An 18,629-nucleotide genomic window follows, 5' to 3' on the forward strand; every position below is an offset into this window, starting at 1 on the left:
TGCTCTACCCGCCTCCGTGCTGAGCACCTCAGTCGCCTGACGGCGCGATCCGCCGCCAGTGACCCTAGGAGGCGGTATGGCAGGGACCGTTTCGGCACCCCTCGAGTCGCTCGACGTCGAGCTGGAGCCGGTTCAACTGGTCGCCCCCGACGGGACGCCGACCCCCGAATCTCGATACCGCCGAGACCTTCCACCAGAGACGCTCGCCTGGCTCTACGAGACCATGGTCGTCACCCGCGACCTCGACGGCGAATTCGTCAACCTGCAGCGCCAAGGTGAACTGGCGCTGTTCGCGTCCTGTCGCGGCCAGGAGGCCGCGCAGATCGGCGCGGCGGCGTGCCTGCGCAAGACCGACTGGCTGTTCCCGCAGTACCGCGAGATCGGCGCGTTCCTGGTGCGCGGCATCGCGCCGGCGCAGATCGCCGCCGTGTGGCGGGGTAAGTGGCACGGCGGGCTGGGCTTCACCGACAAATGTGTCGCCCCGATCGCGATCCCGATCGGCACCCACGGTCTGCACGCGGTCGGCGCGGCGATGGCGGCCCAACGCCTGGGCGAGGACTCGGTGACACTCGCGTTCATCGGCGACGGGGCCACCAGCACGGGCGACGTACACGAAGCGCTGAACTTCGCCGCCGTGTACCGGGCGCCGTGCGTGTTCTTCGTGCAGAACAATCAGTGGGCGATCTCGGTGCCGGTTTCTGAACAGATGGCGGGGCCGTCCATCGCCCACCGCGCCGTCGGCTACGGAATGCCGGGTATCCGCGTCGACGGCAACGACGTGCTCGCGTGCTTCGCCGTCACTGCCGAGGCCGCGCAGCGGGCCCGCGAAGGTGGCGGTCCGACGCTGATCGAAGCCGTCACCTATCGGATGGGCCCGCACACCACCTCCGACGATCCGAACCGGTACCGCAGCCCCGAAGAGGTGCAGCAGTGGGCCGCCCGCGACCCGATCGCGCGCTACCGAACGTATCTGCAGTCGACCGGGGTGTGGACCGAACGGCTCGAGGAGCGGGTCAGGGCCAGATCGAAACGGCTGCGCGCCGACCTGCGGGACGCGGTCGTCGGGGCCGAGGACTTTGACGTCACCGAGGTGTTCGACGCGGTCTACCACGACATCACACCGGACCTCGCCGCCCAACGCGAGCAACTCGCCGCGGAACTCGCGAAGGAGGCGTGAGATGACGCAGATCATCGAGCGCCCGTCGACGTTCGGCGAGGACGAACCTCCCGAGCCGCTGATGACCGCGATGCCGGTCGTACCGACGCTGACCCTGGCGCAGGCCATCAACCGCGCGCTGCACGACGCGATGGCCTGTAACGACAGGGTGCTGGTTTTCGGTGAGGACGTCGCCACCCTCGGCGGCGTGTTCCGGGTCACCGAGGGCCTGGCCGAAACGTTCGGCGCTCAGCGGTGTTTCGACACGCCGCTGGCTGAGTCGGCGATCGTCGGAATCGCGATCGGCATGGCCGTGCGCGGCCTGATCCCGGTGCCCGAGATCCAGTTCGACGGCTTCGCCGCCCCGGCCTTCGACCAGATCGTCAGCCACTTGGCGAAGTACCGGACGCGTACACACGGTGACGTCGACATGCCGGTGACGATCCGCATCCCCTCGTTCGGTGGAATCGGCGCGGTCGAACACCATTCCGAGTCGACCGAGACCCACTGGCTGCACACCGCGGGCCTGAAGGTCGTCGTACCCTCGACACCATCGGATGCGTATTGGCTGCTGCGGCAGTCGATCACCAGCCGCGACCCGGTCATCTACCTCGAGCCCAAACGCCGGTACTGGGCACGCGAACCCGTCGACACCTCGACCCCGGGTCTTCCTCTGGGGCGGGCGGCGATACGGCGCCCCGGCGCCGACGTCACCGTGCTCACCTACGGCCCGCTGGTAGCCACGGCGCTGAGCGCGGCGGACATCGCCGCCGAGCACCACGGCTGGAGCCTCGAGGTGATCGACCTGCGTACGCTCAATCCACTGGACTTCGAGGCGGTTTCGGAGTCGGTGCGGCGCACCGGTCGGGCTGTCGTGATGCACGAGGGCCCCCGCACGCTGGGCTTCGGTGCCGAACTGGCGGCACGCATCTCAGAGGAGCTGTTCTACGACCTGGAGTCCCCGGTGCTGCGGGCGACCGGGTTCGACACCCCCTATCCGCCTGCGCGTCTCGAGAAGTTGTGGCTGCCAGGGGTGGACCGTCTCCTCGACTGCGTCGAACGAACGTTGGAGCAGCCATGACCGTGATGGACTTCTTGGTGCCCGACCTCGGCGAGGGACTCGAGGACGCGACGATCACCGCGTGGAGTGTCGCGGTCGGCGACGATGTCGAACTCAACCAGACGCTGTGCACCGTCGAGACCAACAAGGCCGAGGTCGAGATCCCCAGCCCGTACGCGGGCCGCGTGGTCGAACTCGGCGGCGGCGAAGGCGAGACGCTGGCGGTCGGCGCGACGTTGGTGCGCATCGCGACCGAGGCCGAACCGCCCGCCGAGAAGCGCAAACCCGTTCTCGTCGGCTACGGCGCCGACGCCGCGATGGACGACAGCAGGCGAGCGACGGCGCCGCCGCACCGCGTCCGCGCCAAACCGCCGGTGCGCAAGCTGGCCGCGGAGCTGAACGTGGATTTGGCGGCGCTGACGGGTTCCGGCCCCGACGGTGTCATCACCCGCGAAGACGTACTCGCCGCGGCGGGCCGGTCCGCGCCCAGCCCCGACATGGTGACGGTGAGCGGTGTGCAAGCCGAGATGGCTCGGCGGATGACCATGTCGCGCAGGCAGATTCCCGACGCGCACACCGCGGTGCAGGTGGAGGGGACCAACCTGCTGCGGCTGCGCGACCGGCTGCGCGACCGTGCCGACGAGGACGCGCCGATCACGCCGTTCGTGCTCACGCTGCGACTGCTGACCATCGGGCTGCGTCACCACCCCAATCTGAACGCCACGTGGGTCGACACCACCGACGGTGCTCAGATCCACCTGCATTCGGCCGTACACCTCGGGTTCGGTGTCGCCGCGCCGCGTGGCCTGTTGGTGCCCGTTGTCAGCGATGCCCACCTCAAGACCACCCGCCAACTCGCGGCTGAGGTGGCCCGGCTCATCCGCAACGCGCGCGCGGGCACGCTCAAACCGACCGAACTGCAGGGCTCGACGTTCACCGTGTCGAACTTCGGCGCGCTCGGCCTCGACGACGGAGTGCCCGTCATCAACTATCCCGAGGCCGCCATCCTCGGCGTCGGCTCGCTCAAGCCGCGCGCGGTCGTGGTCGACGACGCGGTCGTCGCGCGGACAACGATGAACCTCACCTGCGCGTTCGACCACCGGATCGCCGACGGTGCGCAGGTGGCGGCGTTCCTGTGCGAACTGCGCGATCTGATCGAAGCGCCGGAGACAGCGCTGCTCGATCTGTAGCGGGCATGATCTCTGCCATGGCGCAAGACGATGGGTGTCCGTGCGGCAGCGGGAACGCGTATTCCGCATGCTGTGAACCGCTGCACGACGGTGCACGCGTCGCGGCGACGGCCGAGGAGCTGATGCGTTCGCGCTACAGCGCGTTCGCGAAAGGTGTTGCGGACTACCTCTTTACGACGTGGCATCCGCGGACACGGCCACCCGACGTCACGCTTGACCGCGAGATGGCGTGGACCGGGCTCGAGATCAGCGATGTGGTCGCGGGCAGCGAAGACGACCAGCACGGCCAGGTCGAGTTCACGGCCCGCTACATCCACTCGGGCCAGCCAGGGGCGATGCGTGAACGCAGCCGGTTCGAGCGTCGCGCGGGCCGCTGGTTCTACGTCGACCGCGTGTGACTCACTTGCGTTGCGCGGCCGCCAGCCGCTGCTGAAACTCTGGGGACAGGATCGAGGTGGCCTGCGGGCCGAGTTCGGTGTCGACAGCGATGCGGTGCTGCTCGACGTCGACGACGCCCGGGTTGGCCGTCGCCCGCATCGACGCCTTGGTTGCGAGCACCACCTCCCGCGGCGCCCCAGCCGGTCCTTTGGCCAGCTCCTTCGCGGCGGTCACGGCGTCGTCGGCGACCTCGAGCGCCAGGCCGTAGCGGACCGCGGCTTCGGCGTCGAACCGCATGCCGAACAGCAGAGACGCGCGGGCGGCCTGCGGACCGATCGCTCGCTGCAGCATCCAGGTCGCACCTCCGCCGGGATGGATTCCCAACTTCTGAAAGCGCGGGTCGAACAGGGCGGCCGGCCCGGCGATCCGCACGTCGGCCGCAAGGGCCAGGTTCAGCCCGGCGCCGACGGCGGCGCCGTTCACCGCTGCGATGGTGGGCAGCGCGCAGTTGGCGACGGCAAGGAAGCCGTCGTAGATCTTGCGCAGCCCGTCCTCGGTCGCCGAACCGAGCGCGCTGAGGTCCGCGCCCGCGCAGAACGCCTTGCCCGCGCCGGTGACGATGACTGCGTGCACATCCGGGTTGGCCTCAGCCGCGTCCACGGCTTCGCGCAGCGCAGCGGACATCTCGAACGTGACCGCGTTGCGGCGCTCCGGGTCGTTGACGGTGAGGACGGCGACGCGGTCCTCGATGTGGATCAGTACCGGATCAGTCACCGGCTCAGCCTAGTGACCCTCGTGCGCCGTCAGTTCGCGACGGTGAGCGTGACGTTGTGCAGGGCCACCGCGACATCGCTGGGCAGGATGTCGACGAAGGTCGGTACGTCGCGGACCGCGCCGCCCGAGGCGATCAGGTTTCCGGGGTAGCTGGGGCTGCACGGGAAGTTGTGGCACCGATACCAAAAGCCGGGTGCGCTCTGGTACGGGAACATGCTCGGCGCCTGGTCCACTCGGTACCGGCCGGGCTCGATCGACGCGGTGGTCCAGCCCGGCCTCGGGTTCGTGGTCACGTTGAAGACACCGTTGCTGCCGTAGCTTGGCGGCGGCGCGGCATGCGCGGGCGCCGCGAGCGCGAGGACCATCACGCCGACGGACACGACGGCGGGCATCCCGCGCCTTGGCTTCACGTCGCCGAGTCTATCGATCCGTTGGTTCGGCGAAGGAGGTATCGGTGCAGGCTGTGACGCGGGAAACTTGTCAGGCCGCTGCGTCTGCCCCCGGGTGCGCGGACTTGGCCGCGTCGTCGGTGTCGGCGCCCACGGGATCCGCCTTGGTCGGCGTCTGCGTCTCAAGCTGTGGACCGTTCACCGTCACGACGGAATCAACTTGCCGCTGATCGTCTTTCGGGTCGGTGTCGCCCTCCTCGGCGACGCCGCCGACCTTGCCCGGCTCGGCCTTCACGCTGTCGCGCACGACGTTGAGCTGCGGGCCGCGTTTGGGCACGACGTCCGGTGTCCCCTTGTGCGTCTTCACGGGCTCGGTCCGTTGCTCGGTGACCGTCGGCTCGGCCTGCACCGACGTCTCCTGCCGTTGCTGCTGCACCGGGGGCCGCGTCGACGTCACCGCCGACAGGCCCTGCACGATCGCGCCCGGAACCTTGGCCGCCGTGGCCAACAACTCGTCAGGCGGAGGAGCCAGCCGGGCCGGGCGGTAGGCGCTGGGGTCCCTGGGGATCGGGTTGCCGTCGTAGTAAGCCGAGTCGACGGCCAGCTTCAGTAGCGGTCCGGTCAGGTCGGCGATCTGGTCTCCGAAGACGTCGCGGGTCAGCCGGGTCAGGGGCAATTCGTCGGCCGTGTACGTCACGTAGGTGGTGTTGTCCCTGGTGGTGACGTAGGCCGTGATGCGGTCCCCGGGGAAACTGCACCGGGCGTCGGGACAGTCCTTCACCGTGCCGCTCGCCATGATCGCGCAGGTGTTGGCAGTGCACGCGACGGTGGATTCGCCCGCCTCGTCGACCGGCAGCACGCGTTCGGACTGGTTCAGCCGGGTGTAAAGGTAGGCGACCAGGGAGTTGACCGCGGCCACCGGGTTCAGCACGTCGGCGGGGGCGTTGGAGTTGTAGTCGTACTCGTAGCCGGTGTTGACGACCTGCGCGGCGGGGACGTCGCTCGGGGTGGGGATCGGGTTGACCCCGATCAGCGCGAACCACGGGTACCTAGTGCCGAAACCGCCGTCGGGGCGCGCGACGTCGTTGTCGAGGATGAAGACGGTGTCGTCGAGATCCGACCGGCTCCGCAGAAGCAGCAAACTGGCATTCGCCGCTCCCCAGCCGGACGCGAGCACCGCGTTCTGTTCGCCACGGTGGTCGTACAGGGCCCGTTCGATGCCGGCGGGACCGGTGCGGAAGTCGACGTAAACGATGTCCTCGCCGCCGTGGTAGTTCGTGTAGGTCGGGGTGTTGAACTTCCCGTCGAAGAAGTCCGCCACACCCGCACCCGTCGGATTCGTCGAGCTGCCGACGACGATGAGCGCGGTCAGATCTACGAGGGAAGCCGATATGGACGCCGGTTGGGTGGCGGCGAGACCGACGACGGTGGTCGCGACGCCGACGGCCGCCGCGCCCGTCGCGAGCCGCATCCATCTTTTGCTTGAATCGACCATCCCGCGCCCTTCCGCCCCATGCGCAGCAAACACTTGCGCCTTGGGTGCAGATAGTACGCGAAGGGTTACAGCTTGGCGATCAGAGCGGCGGCGCGGACGTCGTCGTCGACGGTCAGCCCGATCTGCACGCTGTCGCCGCGCCGCGCCCAGCGAATGGTGACGTCCTCGCCGTAGCGAATCGGCCTGCGGTATTCGACCACCGCTCGGTACGGGGCGCGGCAGACGTCGGGAACGTACGCCATCACCTCGTGGATGGCATGCCAGTAAGCGGTGTTGGTGACGTGCTCGAAGATGTCGATGTCGGTGCGACGCAGCGGGAACGGCACCACCTCGTCGGCATCGTCGAGGTTGGTCAGCCAGGGCCGCCACTTGAGGCGGAGTTCGTCGGTGGTGGTGGCGAACCGCGCGATCAGGCTGTCCGAGGCGCGCTGGGGCGTAAGGGTCTTGCTGTTGATGGCGATCCAGAAGCCCTCGGTCTCGATGCGGCCGCCGTCGCTGCCGACCAGGTCGACGCGCATCGTGCACCACCGGGTGGACAGCGCAGAGCACCAGCGGCTGAACGAGATCTCGTTGGGGAACTCGATCGGCTCGATCACATCGATGACCGTGCGTTGGACGAGCCAATGGGGGTGGTCGTCGGCCTCGCCTGCGTCGACGAGGTTCTCCGCTCCGACCTCCTGGATGTAGCGCGCAACGCCGTCGAGGCGCAGGTGCAGGTCGCCGTCGATGTCGCCCGTGGCCACCCGCCACGCTGTGCGATAGACGTATCCCGTGTCCGGCAGCGGGCTCAGCCGGTGCTCGACGTCGTTGGTTGGCATCGGGTCAAGTATGTCCGGGCCGAAATCCGGCGATGAGCGCCCCCGGCAGGGATCGAACCTGCGACCAGCCGCTTAGAAGGCGGCTGCTCTATCCGCTGAGCTACGGGGGCAACGCCACGAGAGTCTATCGCCAGGCCTGCAGGCTCACGGATTAAAGCCGCCTCGCGCCCTCGCACCGCCGACTAGCGTGGTGGCCACACGATCACGAGCAGGAGGACGCGACGGCCCATGAGCGACGTGCCGGAACTCGACGCGGCGGGACTCCCTGAGGAACTCAGCCCACTCGACCAGATCCTGCACCGCGGCGAGGCCAATCCGCGTACCCGCTCGGGGATCATGACCGTCGAGCTTCTGGACTGCGCGCCGGACTGGGATACGTTCCGCGCCAAGTTCGACGCCGCCTCGCGCAAGGTCTTGCGGCTGCGGCAGAAGGTCGTGATGCCGACGCTGCCGACCGTGGCGCCGAGGTGGGTGGTGGACCCCGACTTCAACCTCGACTTCCATCTCCGTCGGGTGCGCGCCCCGCAACCCGGCACGTTCCGTCAGGTGCTCGACCTCGCCGAGGTGGCCGCGCAGTCGCCGCTCGACATCTCCCGGCCGCTGTGGACGGCAACGCTGGTCGAAGGGCTCGCCGACGACCGCGCCGCGATGGTCGTTCACCTCAGCCATGCGGTCACCGACGGGGTCGGCGGAGTCGAGATGTTCGCCAATCTCTATGACCTCGAGCGCGACCCGTCGCCACAGCCGCTGCCGCCTCTTCCCATCCCGCAGGACTTGTCGCCCAACGACCTGATGCGCCAAGGGCTCGTCCGGCTGCCCGGCACCATCGCGGGTCGCGTGCGCGGAGCGTTGTTCGGCGCCGCGCACGTCGCAGGGGAGGTGATCCGCGACCCGATCTCCCGGCTCGGTGGCGCTGTCGGATACGCCATGTCGGGTGCGCGCGTGATCGGTCCGGTTGCCGATCCGTCGCCGGTGCTGCGGCGACGCAGCCTGTCGTCGCGCAGCGAGGCCATCGACATCGAGTTCGGCATTCTGCACCGGGCTGCCAAGGCGGCCGGCGGTTCGATCAACGACGCGTATCTGGCGGGTTTGTGCGGCGCGCTGCGGCTCTACCACGAAGCCAAGGGCGTACCGCTCGACACGCTGCCGATGGCGGTTCCGGTCAACCTCCGCTCGGATGCGGACCCGGCGGGCGGAAACCGGTTCGCGGGTCTGAACCTCGCCGCGCCGATCGGCCTGACGGACCCCGAGATCCGCATCCGCAACATCCGCTCGCAGATGACCACCAAGCGCGAGGAACGCGCGATCGACATGGTCAGCGCGATCGCTCCGTTGGTCGGGCTGCTGCCAGACACCGCCCTCGAGACGATGGCCGGCTCGATCGTGAACTCCGACGTCCAGGCCAGCAATGTCCCGGTGTACGCGGGGGACACCTACATCGCGGGCGCAAAAGTCCTGCGCCAGTATGGACTTGGCCCGCTGCCGGGCGTGGCGATGATGGTGGTGCTGATCTCGCGCTCGGGGTACTGCACGATCACCACCCGCTACGACCGCGCGGCGATCACCGACCAGGAGTTGTGGGCGCGCTGCCTGCTGTCGGGTTTCGACGAGGTCCTCGCCCTGGGCGGCGACGGTCGAGCCGAACCCGCCTCGTTCACCGTCGACCCGGCCCCTTCCACTGTCTCGTCGTCGAATGGGAGTGCAGCGCAATGACTTCGCCAGACGGCCAGAGCGCCCGGCGCACCATGCGGCTGCCGGGTTCGGTCGCCGAGATCCAGGCCAGCCCGCAGGGACCCGAAGTCGGTGCGTTCTTCGATCTCGACGGCACCCTGGTCGCCGGCTTCACCGGTGTCGTGATGACGCAGGACCGGTTTCGTCGTCGCCAGATGTCGATGGGCGAGTTCATCGGCATGGTTCAGGCCGGCCTCAACCACCAACTGGGACGGTCGGAGTTCGAGGACCTGATCGGCAAGGGTGCACGCATGCTGCGCGGCAATTCGCTCGATGACGTCGACGAACTCGCCGAGCGGTTGTTCGTCCAGAAGATCGTCGGCCGGATCTATCCCGAGATGCGCGAATTGGTGCGCGCGCACATGGCCCGCGGCCACACCGTCGTCCTCAGCTCGTCGGCGCTGACGGTGCAGGTCGAGCCCGTCGCGCGTTTCCTCGGCATCTCGAATGTGTTGAGCAACAAGTTCGAGATCGACGAGCACGGATTGCTCACCGGGGAGGTGACGCGCCCGATCATCTGGGGGCCGGGCAAGGCCAGGGCGGTGCAGAAGTTCGCGGCCGAGCACGGTGTCGACCTGTCGAAGAGCTACTTCTACGCCGACGGCGACGAGGACGTCGCGTTGATGTATCTGGTGGGCAACCCCCGCCCGACGAATCCGGGAGGCAAGCTCGCCGCGGTCGCCGCCAAGCGGGGCTGGCCGGTGCTGCGCTTCAGCAGTCGCAGTGGTGCGAGCCCGGTTTCGCAACTGCGCACGGCGGCGGGTATCGCGACCATGGGACCCATCGCGGCCGGGGCGCTCGGCCTGGGGCTGTTGACGCGGAGCAAGCGCAACGGGGTCAACTTCTTCACCGCGGCTTTCGGCCGGGCGCTGATGAGCACCCTTGGCATCAACATCAACGTGTTGGGCAAGGAGAACCTGACCAAGAAGCGTCCCGCGGTGTTTCTGTTCAATCACCGCAACCAGGCCGACCCGTTGATCGCGGGCCACTTGGTGGACACCAACTTCACGTCGGTGGGCAAGAAGGAATTGGAGAAGGATCCGATCGTCGGCACCCTCGGCAAAATCATGGACGCCGCGTTCATCGATCGCGAGGACCCGCAGAAGGCGGTCGAGGGGCTCAAGAAGGTCGAGGAACTCGCGCGCAAGGGGCTGTCGATCCTGATCGCCCCGGAGGGCACCCGGTTGGACACGACCGAGGTGGGGCCGTTCAAGAAGGGGCCGTTCCGGATTGCGATGTCGGCCGGTATTCCGGTGGTGCCCATCGTCATTCGCAACGCCGAAGTGATCGCGGCGCGCGATTCGAGCACCTTCAATCCCGGCACGGTCGACGTCGTGGTCTATCCGCCGATCCCGGTCGACGACTGGACGCACGACAATCTCGGGGAGCGCATCGCCGAGGTGCGCCAGCTCTACCTCGACACGTTGGCGGACTGGCCGCACGACGAGTCGTCTCTTCCCGAGCTCTATGACCGCAATGTCCGGCCGAAGAGCTCGTCCGCCAAGAAGTCGGCGGCGAAGAAGGCGGCCAAGAAGGCGACCAAGTCCGAGGCCAAGTCGGCGACGAAGTCGGTGCGCAACGCGCCGGCCGCCAAGAAGTCGGCACCGAAGTCCGCGGGGAGGAGGCGTCCGTGAAGCCGTCCGTCGACCAGTACACGCCCTTCACGCCCACCGGTGACGCGCTGGTGCTGGCGTCGGCTTCTTCTGCGGCCGAACGTGATCTGCTCGACGACTGGCTCGAGCGGCAACGGCGCGAGAACCCCGAGGCCAAGATCGACGTCCTGCTGTTGCCGTACGAGGACCCGCCTGCCGGTGTGCTGGCTTCGCTCGTGTCCGAACTCGAAGCCGGAGAAGACCGCTCCGTGGTACCCGTACGGGTGTTCTGGGTGCCCGGCGGCCTGCCCACCCGATCCAAGGTGGTGGCGCTGCTCTCGGGCCGCGACACCTACCGTCCGCCCGAAATTCTGCAGCGCCGCATCCTGCGCCGCGACCGGACTCGAGCCCGCGTCGTCGCCGGTGAACCGGCGAAGGTCTCCGAACTGCGTCAGCAATGGGCCGACACCACCGTCGCCGAAAATCCCAGGGAATTCGCGCGTTTCGTGATCCGCCGCGCGATCCTGGCGATCGAGCGGGTCGAACTGCGGCTGCTGGGACCCGAGTACAAATCGCCACGGCTCATCAAGCCGGAGTTGTTGGCGTCGGCGCGCTTCCGCGAAGGCCTGTCAAAGATTCCGGGTGCGGACCTGGAGACCGCAGGGGAGATGCTCGACGAGCTCTCCACGGGGTGGAGCCGGTTCTCCGTCGATCTGATTCCGTCGTTGGGGCGCGCGATCTTCAGCCGCGGCTTCGACCCCAACATCGACTACAACCGCGACGAAGTCGAGTTGATGCGGCGCAACCTGGAGAACCATCCGGCCGTGCTGTTGTTCTCGCACCGGTCCTACCTCGACGGCGTGATCGTGCCGGTGGCGATGCAGGAGAACCGGTTACCGCCGGTGCACACCTTCGCGGGCATCAACCTCTCGTTCGGCTTCATGGGACCGTTGATGCGCCATTCGGGTGTCATCTTCTTGCGTCGCAAGCTCGACGACCCGCTCTACAAGTACGTGCTGCGGCAGTTCGTCGGCTACATCGTGGAGAAGCGATTCAACCTCAGCTGGTCGATCGAGGGCACCCGGTCGCGCACAGGAAAGATGTTGCCGCCCAAGCTGGGCCTGCTCGCCTACGTGGCCGATGCCTATCTCGACGGCCGCAGCGAGGACATCCTGCTGCAGCCCGTGTCGATCAGTTTCGACCAGCTGCACGAGACGTCCGAATACGCCGCCTACGCCCGCGGCGGCGAGAAGACGCCCGAAAGCCTGTCGTGGATGTACAACTTCATCAAGGCCCAGGGCGAGCGCAACTACGGCAAGATCTACGTCCGCTTTCCCGAGGCCGTCTCCATGCGCGAGTACCTCGGCGCGCCGCACGGGCCGATGACCACCGATGAGAGCGCCAAACGCCTTGCCCTGCAGAAGATGGCGTTCGAAGTGTCGTGGCGGATCCTGCGGGCCACGCCGGTCAACGCCTCGGCGCTGGTGTCGGCGCTGTTGCTCACCACACGCGGAATCGCGTTGACGCTGAGCCAGATTCACCACACGCTGCAGCCGTCGCTGGACTATCTCGAGCGCAAGCAGACCCCGATGACCAACAGTGCGTTGCGGTTACGCACCCCAGAAGGTGTGCAAGCCGCGCTCGACGCGCTGTCCAACCGGCACCCCGTCACCTGCGTCGAGGGCGGGCGCGAGCCCGTCTGGCGGATCGCTCCCGAGGACGAGCACGAAGCGGCGTTCTACCGCAACACCCTCATCGACGCGTTCCTCGAAACCTCGTTGGTCGAGTTGGCGCTGGTGCACGCCGGCCGCGCGGGGTCTGACCGGCTGGGGGCGTTCTGGTCGCAGGTGATGCGGCTGCGCGATCTGTTGAAGTTCGACTTCTACTTCGCCGATTCGGCGGCGTTCCGCGAGCACGTCGCCGAGGAGCTGTCCTGGCAGAGCGGCTGGGAGGAGCAGGTGACCGGCGGCGAACAGCGGGTCGAGGAACTACTGCGGACCAAGTCGCCGCTGTTGGCGGGCGCCATGCTGCGACCCTTCTTCGAGGCGTACCAGATTGTCGCCGATGCGCTGCTCGACGCCCCTGCCGAGATCGACGAGAAGGACCTGACGAAGAAGGCGCTCGGACTGGGCAACCAGTACGTCGCGCAGAGCCGGGTGCGCAGCAACGAAGCGGTGTCGGCGTTGCTGTTCGCGACCGCCCGCCAGGTCGCCGCCGACCAGGACCTGCTCGAACCCGCCGCCGACCTGCACGAGCGCCGCACCGCGTTCCGGGACGAACTGCGGGCCATCCTGCGCGATATGGACAAGGTCGAGCAGATCGCCCGCGAGCAGTTCATCGCGCGTGAGATCGCGCATCGTGAGGCGCGCCAAGCCTCCTGAGTCCGCCGAGTGCACGGTTGTACGTGTTTCTCGAGTAGCGGCGTGAGCAACGGTACGCTCGGCGATTCCCTCAGAGGTTGAGCCGCGCCATACGCTGGTGGGATGACGACGACGGCATCGGGCGTGCGCACCAGCGCGGTATGGCCGGTGCTGGTCGGGGTGGCAGTCCTGGCGGGAACGATCGCCGCGGGTATCGGGGCTCTGTCGCTGGCCGACGCGCTGAGTGCGACCGGACTGCCGGATCCCGGGCCGATCACGACCTACGGCCTGCCGTTCGTGCGGGCCGCAGGCGAGATCGCGGCGGTCACCGCCGTCGGGTCCTTCCTGTTCGCCGCGTTCCTGACGCCGCCTCAAACCAACGGCGTGCTCGACGCCGGCGGGTACCGCGCGCTGCGCCTGGGCACCGGCGCGTCCGCGGCGTGGACGGTATGCGCGGCGCTGATGGTTCCGCTGACGGTGTCCGACGTCTCCGGTCAACCACTGAGCCAGACCCTCGACCCGGTGGCCGTCTGGTCGGCGGCCGACCTCGTCGAAATGGCCAGCGCGTGGCGGTGGACGGCGTTCCTGGCCGCCGCCGTCACGGTGGCCAGCCTGCCGGTGCTGCGCTGGTCCTGGACGCCGGTCCTGCTGGGCGGGGCGTTGACGACGCTGATCCCGCTCGGGCTGGCCGGGCATTCATCCACCGGCGGCGCCCACGACATGGCCACCAACAGCCTGTTGTTTCACCTGGGTGCCGCTGCGCTGTGGGCGGGCGGGCTGCTCGCCCTGCTGGTGCATGGGATGCGGCGCGGTAAGCACGCCGACCTCGCCGCCCGCCGCTTCTCGGCGCTCGCGTTCTGGTGCTTCGTCGTCATGGCCGTCAGCGGCGTGATCAACGCGCTCGTGCGCGTCGAACCGGCCGACCTGGTGCGCACCGAGTATGGCTGGTTGATCGTCGCGAAGATCTGCGCATTGGCCCTGCTTGCGGTGATCGGGTGGTGGCAACGCCGCTCCGCGGTGGCCGCGTTGCAGGAAGACCCGGACGCGCGCGGTCCGCTGGTGCGTCTGGCGCTGCTCGAGGCGCTGCTGTTTGGCGCGACGTTCGGCATCGCGGTCGGGCTCGGTCGTACTCCTCCACCGCCGCTGGCCGAACAGCCCAGCCCCGTCGAGGTGGCGATCGGATACGACCTCGCAGGCCCGCCAACCGTCGAGCGGATCCTGCTCGACTGGCGTTTCGACCTGATCTTCGGCACCGCCGCGATCGTCCTCGCGGTGGTCTACCTGCTCGGTGTGCGCCGGCTTCGCCGTCGGGGTGACGCGTGGCCGGTCGGCCGGACGCTGGGCTGGCTGTGCGGTTGCGCGTCGCTGCTGATCGCGACGTCGTCGGGGCTGGGCCGCTACATGCCGGCCATGTTCTCGATGCACATGGTCGCCCACATGACGCTGTCGATGCTGGTGCCGATCCTGCTGGTGCTCGGCGCGCCGATGACGCTGGCCCTGCGGGCGCTGCCGACCGCGGGCCGCGGTGAGCCGCCGGGTCCGAGGGAGTGGCTGTTGGCGGCGTTGCATTCGCGGGTGTCACGGTTCCTGACACAGCCGATCATCGCGACGGTCATCTTCGTCGCCGGTTTCTACGGGCTCTACTTCGGCGGGCTGTTCGATGCGGCGGTCGACAAGCACGGCGCACATGTGCTGATGAATCTGCACTTCCTGCTCAGCGGATACCTCTTCTACTGGGTCACCATCGGCATCGATCCAGCGCCGCGCCAGATTCCTCACCTGGGCAAGGTCGCGATGGTGTTCGCGTCGCTGCCGTTGCACGCGTTCTTCGGTGTGGTGCTGATGGGCACCAAAACCGTGCTGGGCGAGCCGTTCTACCGGTCACTGCAGTTGGATTGGCACACCGACTTGCTCGCCGATCAGCGCACCGGCGGGGGAATCGCCTGGGCCGCTGGTGAGGTACCGCTCGTGCTGGTGATGCTCGCGCTGCTGATCCAGTGGACGCGCAGCGACCAGCGCACGGCCAAACGAATCGACCGGGCCGCCGACCGCGACGACGACGCGGAGCTCGCCGCCTACAACGCGATGCTCGCCGAGCTCGCCCGCCGCGACGCCTCTTCGCGCTGAGATCCGGCGAGTCGGCGCCCAGACCGACGCTTTGGCTGGTTTTCGGCCCGCGAATCGACCATTGCGTCGGTTTCGAGGTGTGTGGAGCCAGAACGGGGTCGCGGGCGTCCAATCTGTGTGGACATTCCGTTCGTCGGCCGTGACGCCGTGGCCGCCGGCCACCTCACGAGAGCGCGCCTGCGCAGTCAGTATCGGCCGCTGTACCGCGGCGTCTATATCCCGCGAGGCCACGAGGTGTCGCTTCGCGAGAGGATCGTCGGCGTATCCCTCGCCTCGCCTTCGGCGGTGATCGCCGGCGTGGCCGCCTCCGCGATGCACGGGGCGAAATGGGTCGTGGACGACGTTCCCATCGAGTTGGTCGCGGCGGTCCGGCGCCAGCGCGGGTTGATCGTGCGCGACGAGACCCTGGACGGGGACGAGGTCACGTCGGTGGCGGGCATCCGGGTGACCACGCCGGCCCGGACCGCCTTCGACCTCGGCCGCCATCAGCCGCGTGACCGGGCGGTCGCACGCCTGGACGCGTTGATGAATGCGTGCCCGTTCGCCACCGAGGACGTCGCACTACTGGCGAAACGTCATCGCGGTGTGCGTGGCCTGCGCCGGCTACGGTCGGCGCTGCCGCTCGTCGACGGTGGCGCCGAGTCGCCGAGGGAAACATGGCTGCGGCTGCTGTTCATCGATGCCGGCCTACCTCGCCCCGCCACACAATTCGTCGTCCGTGACGAGTGCGACCGCTACGTCCGGCGCATCGACATGTGTTGGGAGGACTTCAAAGTCGGCGCGGAGTACGACGGAGAACAACACCTCACCAGCCGACGACAGTACGTGCTTGACGTTCAGGTCAACCGCGTGCTGCAGCGGCTCGGCTGGCACGTCATCCACGTCATCAAAGAGGACCGCGGGGTCGACATCGTCGAGCAGGCGCGAAACGCCCTGCTGTCGAGGGGCTGGCGCCCGTAGGTTCCGGGGACGCCCGCTCGAAACCTACGCAATGGGCGATCGCGGGTGGGTATACCAGCCAAAACGTCGGTCTGGCGACGACGAACGCACCATCCCCAACGACGAATTCATCCACAGGGCCGCCCGGCGACGGAGCGCGCCGAGTCCCGGTGTCGGCGCCGCGGCGCTCAATAGCGGTGTCACCGAGACGCCACAAGGCGATCGGCAAGCAAACGCAAAGAAACAGGAGATCGTCATGTTCGAGACACCGTTCACCATCGTCGGCAACATCGTCACCGACCCGATCCATCGGCGGGTGGGGGATCAGGAGATGGTCCGGTTCCGGGTCGCGAGCAACTCGCGCCGCCGCACGGCCGAGGGAACATGGGAGCCCGGAAACTCGTTGTTCGTGACGGTGAACTGCTGGGGGAGGGTGGTTGCCGGGCCCAGCGCGGCGCTGGTCAAGGGCGACCCCGTCATCGTCGTCGGACACGTTTACACAAGCGAATACGACGACCGGGACGGCAACCGACGCTCGTCGGTCGAAGTGCGCGCCACATCGGTCGGGCCGGATCTGGCCCGGTGCACGGCACGCATCGACCGGGGCCGGCAGCAGTCCGAACAGCGGTTCACCGACCCGGACAACCACTCCGAAGACACCGGTGATGACGACGACACGGAGCAGCCCGACACGGCGCTGCCCCTGACCGCGTAGCGCGGGGAAGCCGCCGGCGCAGGCCTCGAGTAGCTCACTCGCCTGCGCCGGCGGGGCCACGCCTACGATGGTCCGCGAGCATCACCGAGAGACTCGCAACTTCTGAAAGGCATCCCACGGCATGGCCGAATTCATCTATTCGATGCGGAAGGTCCGCAAGGCGCACGGCGACAAGGTCATCCTCGACGACGTCAGCCTGAACTTCCTTCCGGGCGCGAAGATCGGCGTCGTCGGTCCCAACGGAGCCGGCAAGTCGAGCGTCTTGCGGATCATGGCCGGGCTGGACCAGCCCAACAACGGCGACGCGTTCCTGCAGCCCGGAGCGACAGTGGGCATCCTGCAGCAGGAACCGCCGCTCAATGAGGACAAGACCGTCCGCGAGAACGTCGAAGAGGGCGTGGCGATCAAGGAGAAGCTGAACCGCTACAACGAGGTTGCCGAGCTGATGGCCACCGACTACTCCGATGAGCTGATGGAGGAGATGGGCCGGCTGCAGGAGGAGCTCGACGCCGCCGACGCCTGGGACATCGACTCCCAGCTCGAGCAGGCGATGGACGCGTTGCGCTGCCCGCCGCCCGACGAGCCGGTCACCCATCTGTCCGGAGGCGAGCGGCGACGGGTCGCGTTGTGCAAGCTTCTGCTGTCCAAGCCCGACCTGCTGCTTCTCGACGAGCCCACCAACCACCTGGACGCCGAGAGCGTGCAGTGGCTCGAACAGCACCTCGCCGAGTACAAGGGCGCGATCCTCGCCGTCACGCACGACCGGTACTTCCTGGACAACGTGGCCGAGTGGATCCTCGAACTCGACCGCGGACGGGCCTATCCGTACGAGGGCAACTACTCGACGTATCTGGAGAAGAAGGCCGAGCGCGTCGCCGTGCAGGGACGTAAGGACGCCAAATTGCAGAAGCGTCTCCAAGACGAGCTCGCCTGGGTTCGGTCGGGCGCCAAGGCGCGCCAAGCCAAGAGCAAGGCACGCCTGCAGCGCTACGAGGAGATGGCCGCCGAGGCGGAGAAGACTCGCAAGCTCGACTTCGAGGAGATCCAGATTCCCACGCCGCCACGGCTGGGCAACGTTGTCGTCGAGGTCAAGAACCTCGACAAGGGCTTCAACGGCCGCACGCTGATCAAGGACCTGTCGTTCACGCTGCCGCGTAACGGCATCGTCGGGGTCATCGGTCCCAACGGTGTCGGTAAGACGACGCTGTTCAAGACCATCGTGGGCCTCGAGCAGCCCGACAGCGGCACGGTCAAGGTCGGCGAGACGGTCAAGTTGAGCTACGTCGACCAGAGCCGTGCGGGCATCGACCCGAAGAAGACGGTGTGGGAGGTCGTCTCCGACGGGCTGGATTACATCGAGGTCGGCCAGAACGAAATCCCCTCGCGGGCCTACGTCTCCGCGTTCGGCTTCAAGGGCCCGGATCAGCAGAAGCCGGCCGGTGTGCTGTCCGGCGGTGAACGCAACCGGCTCAACCTCGCGCTGACCCTCAAGGAGGGCGGCAACCTGATCCTGCTCGACGAGCCGACCAACGACCTGGACGTCGAAACGCTGTCGTCGCTGGAGAACGCGCTCGAGAGCTTCCCCGGCTGCGCGGTCGTGATCTCCCACGACCGGTGGTTCCTGGACCGCACGTGTACCCACATCCTGGCGTGGGAGGGCGACGAGGACAACGAGGCCAAGTGGTTCTGGTTCGAGGGCAACTTCGGTGCCTACGAGGAGAACAAGGTCGAACGGCTCGGCGCAGAGGCCGCCCGCCCGCACCGCGTGACGCACCGAAAGCTCACCCGCGACTGATCCGGCGGGGTACCCGCAAAGCCCGCGCGCGGGCTACTAGGGTCGACTTCTGCGGACCGCGGAGCCGCTTCGCCCATCGGGGCTGGTGGTGACATCCGACGGCGGAGGTC

Annotated in this window: 15 protein-coding genes and 1 tRNA gene; 11 read left to right on the top strand and 5 right to left on the bottom strand. The window is 68.0% G+C overall.

The genetic code is table 11. The features are described 5' to 3' along the window. The first annotated feature begins 76 nt into the window (after nucleotides 1-76). The 4 genes from pdhA to CEX87_RS05710 all read left to right on the top strand — a co-directional run bounded on the left by pdhA (nucleotide 77) and on the right by CEX87_RS05710 (nucleotide 3,804). On the top strand, nucleotides 77-1,177 hold the full coding sequence (gene pdhA, locus CEX87_RS05695) for a pyruvate dehydrogenase (acetyl-transferring) E1 component subunit alpha (RefSeq protein WP_094286326.1): 1,101 nt from the start codon (nucleotides 77-79) through the stop codon (nucleotides 1,175-1,177). Between the two features lie 61 nt (nucleotides 1,178-1,238). Beyond that, nucleotides 1,239-2,237, top strand: coding sequence for an alpha-ketoacid dehydrogenase subunit beta (locus CEX87_RS05700; RefSeq protein WP_416171887.1), 999 nt, complete (start codon nucleotides 1,239-1,241; stop codon nucleotides 2,235-2,237). Further along, nucleotides 2,234-3,406: a dihydrolipoamide acetyltransferase family protein gene (locus CEX87_RS05705; RefSeq protein WP_064427574.1), complete on the top strand. Its 1,173-nt coding sequence runs from the start codon at nucleotides 2,234-2,236 to the stop codon at nucleotides 3,404-3,406. Before CEX87_RS05700 ends, CEX87_RS05705 begins: the two co-directional genes overlap by 4 nt. A gap of 17 nt (nucleotides 3,407-3,423) precedes the next feature. Further along, nucleotides 3,424-3,804, top strand: coding sequence for a YchJ family protein (locus tag CEX87_RS05710; protein WP_094286436.1), 381 nt, complete (start codon nucleotides 3,424-3,426; stop codon nucleotides 3,802-3,804). Nucleotide 3,805: 1 nt separating this feature from the next. Here the strand turns inward: CEX87_RS05710 and CEX87_RS05715 are convergent, their stop codons facing one another. The 5 genes from CEX87_RS05715 to CEX87_RS05735 all read right to left on the bottom strand — a co-directional run bounded on the left by CEX87_RS05715 (nucleotide 3,806) and on the right by CEX87_RS05735 (nucleotide 7,370). Next, entirely contained in the window at nucleotides 3,806-4,558 is a 753-nt protein-coding gene (locus CEX87_RS05715; protein WP_064396932.1) for an enoyl-CoA hydratase, read from the bottom strand. A 29-nt stretch (nucleotides 4,559-4,587) separates the two neighbouring features. Further along, the gene (locus tag CEX87_RS05720; protein ID WP_416171888.1) at nucleotides 4,588-4,950 is read right to left on the bottom strand and encodes a hypothetical protein; all 363 of its coding nucleotides are present in this window, start codon (nucleotides 4,948-4,950) and stop codon (nucleotides 4,588-4,590) included. Nucleotides 4,951-5,038: 88 nt separating this feature from the next. Beyond that, nucleotides 5,039-6,418, bottom strand: a complete 1,380-nt coding sequence (locus tag CEX87_RS05725; protein ID WP_233151292.1) for an alpha/beta hydrolase family protein — start codon at nucleotides 6,416-6,418, stop codon at nucleotides 5,039-5,041. 89 nt (nucleotides 6,419-6,507) lie between these two features. After that, nucleotides 6,508-7,260: an acyl-[acyl-carrier-protein] thioesterase gene (locus CEX87_RS05730; RefSeq protein WP_064396928.1), complete on the bottom strand. Its 753-nt coding sequence runs from the start codon at nucleotides 7,258-7,260 to the stop codon at nucleotides 6,508-6,510. 37 nt (nucleotides 7,261-7,297) lie between these two features. Further along, nucleotides 7,298-7,370: transfer RNA gene (locus CEX87_RS05735), tRNA-Arg, on the bottom strand. Between the two features lie 118 nt (nucleotides 7,371-7,488). Here CEX87_RS05735 and CEX87_RS05740 point away from each other — a divergent pair. The 7 genes from CEX87_RS05740 (at nucleotide 7,489) to ettA (ending at nucleotide 18,519) form a co-directional block, all read left to right on the top strand. Next, nucleotides 7,489-8,973 (top strand): wax ester/triacylglycerol synthase family O-acyltransferase, encoded by a 1,485-nt coding sequence (locus CEX87_RS05740; protein WP_064427572.1) that lies wholly within the window; start codon nucleotides 7,489-7,491, stop codon nucleotides 8,971-8,973. Continuing rightward, on the top strand, nucleotides 8,970-10,625 hold the full coding sequence (locus CEX87_RS05745) for an HAD-IB family hydrolase/lysophospholipid acyltransferase family protein (RefSeq protein ID WP_094286330.1): 1,656 nt from the start codon (nucleotides 8,970-8,972) through the stop codon (nucleotides 10,623-10,625). The genes CEX87_RS05740 and CEX87_RS05745 overlap by 4 nt, the downstream gene beginning before the upstream one ends. Next, nucleotides 10,622-12,964 (top strand): glycerol-3-phosphate 1-O-acyltransferase, encoded by a 2,343-nt coding sequence (locus CEX87_RS05750; RefSeq protein WP_064396923.1) that lies wholly within the window; start codon nucleotides 10,622-10,624, stop codon nucleotides 12,962-12,964. The genes CEX87_RS05745 and CEX87_RS05750 overlap by 4 nt, the downstream gene beginning before the upstream one ends. A 102-nt stretch (nucleotides 12,965-13,066) precedes the next feature. Continuing rightward, nucleotides 13,067-15,070: a bifunctional copper resistance protein CopD/cytochrome c oxidase assembly protein gene (locus CEX87_RS05755; RefSeq protein ID WP_064396920.1), complete on the top strand. Its 2,004-nt coding sequence runs from the start codon at nucleotides 13,067-13,069 to the stop codon at nucleotides 15,068-15,070. A gap of 117 nt (nucleotides 15,071-15,187) precedes the next feature. After that, on the top strand, nucleotides 15,188-16,030 hold the full coding sequence (locus tag CEX87_RS05760; protein WP_094286332.1) for a hypothetical protein: 843 nt from the start codon (nucleotides 15,188-15,190) through the stop codon (nucleotides 16,028-16,030). 235 nt (nucleotides 16,031-16,265) lie between these two features. Next, nucleotides 16,266-16,724: a single-stranded DNA-binding protein gene (locus tag CEX87_RS05765; RefSeq protein WP_064396916.1), complete on the top strand. Its 459-nt coding sequence runs from the start codon at nucleotides 16,266-16,268 to the stop codon at nucleotides 16,722-16,724. A gap of 121 nt (nucleotides 16,725-16,845) precedes the next feature. After that, nucleotides 16,846-18,519 (top strand): energy-dependent translational throttle protein EttA, encoded by a 1,674-nt coding sequence (gene ettA, locus CEX87_RS05770; RefSeq protein WP_064396915.1) that lies wholly within the window; start codon nucleotides 16,846-16,848, stop codon nucleotides 18,517-18,519. Nucleotides 18,520-18,629 lie beyond the last annotated feature (110 nt).

Source organism: Mycobacterium lehmannii (assembly GCF_002245535.1).
Classification (GTDB): domain Bacteria; phylum Actinomycetota; class Actinomycetes; order Mycobacteriales; family Mycobacteriaceae; genus Mycobacterium; species Mycobacterium lehmannii.